Annotated in this window: 1 protein-coding gene; it reads right to left on the bottom strand. The window is 50.9% G+C overall.

What is annotated here, in order from left to right; translation table 11 throughout:
* A partial coding sequence (locus R5H23_RS16910) for a hypothetical protein (RefSeq protein WP_317216137.1) occupies nucleotides 1–497 on the bottom strand: 497 nt, incomplete at both ends.

Here is a 497-nt window from a genome sequence, read left to right as displayed (position 1 = left end):
AACTGATATACAGGAGTGGTCTGGGAGGACGAGCCACCGAGTGAGTTTGCGCCGTTATCCGTGAATGTGGAATAGACGCTCGGTGCCGTAGCGCTTCCGATATTATACCCGATAAACGAAGCATCCGCAGCTGCCTGCATATTATTCCGGGAGATAATGTTCAGGCCTCCCTGAATCCAGATACCGCCATACCGGACGCCGAGACCATTATCGATAACCTCCATGCCTTCCGACCCGGTATCATCGCCTGGTCCCATGTACACGCCATAACCGAAGATCAGGAAACGATTGCGAGACACGAAAATGCCTTGGACATGATCGTGAATGCGAACGGCGATAGACGTCTTGCTGTATGTACCAACGACGCTGTTATCATAAACGTCCGAATCAGAAGAATACTGATCTGTTCCGGCATGGCCAGCGGCTTTGGCGACCCCGGTAAATTCGACGAAGCTGCCTGAAAAAGAGCCATAATTTCGATAAATACTGAAATGGCC

Source organism: Gluconobacter sp. GP1 (assembly GCF_032913585.1).
GTDB lineage: Bacteria > Pseudomonadota > Alphaproteobacteria > Acetobacterales > Acetobacteraceae > Gluconobacter > Gluconobacter cerinus.
Note: the sequence above shows the minus strand (reverse complement) of the source record. Positions and strands in the feature narration are given on the sequence as shown.